Source organism: Psittacicella gerlachiana (assembly GCF_003585965.1).
In the GTDB taxonomy this organism is placed as follows: domain Bacteria; phylum Pseudomonadota; class Gammaproteobacteria; order Enterobacterales; family Psittacicellaceae; genus Psittacicella; species Psittacicella gerlachiana.
Map to the genome: position 1 here is coordinate 1 of NZ_NRJF01000252.1, position 2298 is coordinate 2298.

A 2298-nucleotide genomic window follows, 5' to 3' on the forward strand; every position below is an offset into this window, starting at 1 on the left:
TATTAGTCTCTGTGCTTAAATATTAGTAATAATTTTCAAATTTATTCTGTAATTATACAAGAATAATTAAAACTTTGCAGTAAGTATCGTACTTTAGTACAAAAATAATACTAAATCGTTACAACAATTTCTTTAAAACCTTGAAAATAAAGAAAAAAGTAGCGGCAACACCGCTACTTTTTTCAGGCAAATAAACTTTGCCAATATTGATTTAACACTTGATTATAAGCTAAACAAGCAATGGCTATTAATGCGATAACCATTCCCCAAAAATTTAATTTAGTTAATCTTTCTTTAAAGAAAAATACTCCTAAAATAATCGAAAGAATAATTACCCCAATATTCATGGTCGTAAACACCAATGCCGTTTGTGTATGAAGTACTTGATGAGCCTTGATATAGAAAACTATATTCGTAAAATTTAATGCCCCTAAAATAACTCCAATAATAATTGAACCTAAATTAAAATTGGTTCTTCTTACTAAAAGATAACCTAGCATGATTACGGCAGCAAGAATAAAAATTGCGATGAGTAAACTCATAATATCTTTTACTGCCATTAGCTTTAAAAGAATATCAATTACTCCATATCCTACCCAAACTAGCAATAACCATCCCCAAGAACTCTTTTGTGGTACTCGTGAAGATAAACTTAAGCCAGTCTTCTCTTTATATTTATTTAAAAGCATAAAAATAGCTATAAAAGCAAGTGCGATCCCTATAAAAGTAAAAGCAGTTGCTTGTTGACCAAAAATCGCAAAACTTGCAATAATCCCGAAGACTAGAGATAATCTATTGGCAGTATCTGCTCGTGCTACTCCTGAGGTTTGTACAGCTTTCCCCATAAAAATAAACACGCTTGGAAATAAAATTCCTAGCAAGATAAATAAATACCAAGAATCTCCTAAAATAAAGCTCTGAAGATTTACTTGCGGTTGAGCAAGTGTAAAGTAAGCTAAAAGGGTTGCAACTATATAATTCCAAAACACTACTTGTGGAATTTCTATATTAGTATTACGTATGGCTTTTAATAATACTGAAACCAATACGCTAGCACAAATGGCAATTACTAAAAAAAGCATGATTTAAAGAAAAAACTATGTAAATTGAAGAAATAAATGGTATAAAATATTAAAACTAATTAAAAAAATGTTATCATTATAACGCACCTGAGATACTTATCTCAATTTTATTCTACTTTAGAGGAGAAAAATACCATGCCTCGTTGGTTGATATTTTTCATGATTATCTCAGCTTTTGAGTTCTTACAAATATTTCTCATTTTAACTATACGTTGGGTGGTAACTAATCGTACTAAGGTAATGTGGCTAATTTATACTTTTATCTTAATCTTTAGCCATCTTCTTTTATACCTCGGGATTAATCGCCTCTATCCATGGAGCTTTACAGTTTTTGTCATGTATTTGACTTTGCTGTGGATGTATTTTTTATCTTCGGTAGTGGTGATTGTGCTTTACAAAGTTTCAGGCTCTAAATATCCTTTGCTCTTTAAAAGCCTCCTTCCTATAGGTTACTTTGCCCTTCTCGGTTATGCTTGGTATAATGCCCATTATCCTGCAGTTCGTAACTATAATATTCAACTCAATAAACCCTTAGCGAGTCCCATAAAAATTCTTGTCGCTGCTGATCTTCATTTAGATTACATGGTCGGTAATCGAGCAATTCGCCAGCTTGTAGCCTTAAATCAACAATTAAAACCCGATCTAATTCTTCTCCCTGGTGATATTATCAATGATGATGCTAGCGTATATTTTAAATACCAAATGGAAGATGATTTAAAACAACTTTCAGCCCCTCTTGGTGTTTATGCCTCTTTAGGTAATCATGAGTTTTATGGTCTTTTAGAAGAAAACCTCCAAGCTATAGCTAAAGCAAATATTACTTTACTCAGAGATCAAGCTGTAGTAATTGAGGATAGATTTATTTTGGTTGGTCGTGAGGATCAAACTAATCCTTATCGTAAATCCCTCAGGCAAATTCTCAAAAACTATAATACGAGCTTACCTATTATCGTCATGGATCATCGACCTTATCTTGATGAAGCTACCAAAGCTAATATAGATATTCAAGTTTCAGGACATACGCATAATGGACAAATGTTCCCTATGAACTATATTGTAGGTTCTATGTATGAATTAGCTTATGGTTATAAACAAAAAGATAATAGTCACTTTTTTACCACTAGTGGTTGGGGATTCTGGGGTTCTCCTTTCCGCTTAGGCTCACAACGAGAAGTATTTCTTATTACCGTTACTGGTAAAAATTAAAGGTACAAAT

At 32.2% G+C, this 2298-nt stretch carries 2 protein-coding genes; one reads left to right on the forward strand and one right to left on the reverse strand.

Going from position 1 to position 2298, the window contains the following annotated elements; translation table 11 throughout:
* Positions 1-182: 182 nt before the first annotated feature.
* Positions 183-1082, reverse strand: a complete 900-nt coding sequence (locus tag CKF59_RS07260; RefSeq protein WP_119535262.1) for a DMT family transporter — start codon at positions 1080-1082, stop codon at positions 183-185.
* A gap of 135 nt (positions 1083-1217) precedes the next feature.
* On the opposite strand from CKF59_RS07260, the gene CKF59_RS07265 reads away from it, so the two are divergent.
* Complete coding sequence (locus tag CKF59_RS07265) at positions 1218-2288, forward strand: metallophosphoesterase (protein ID WP_119535263.1); 1071 nt, start codon at positions 1218-1220, stop codon at positions 2286-2288.
* Positions 2289-2298: the final 10 nt, after the last annotated feature.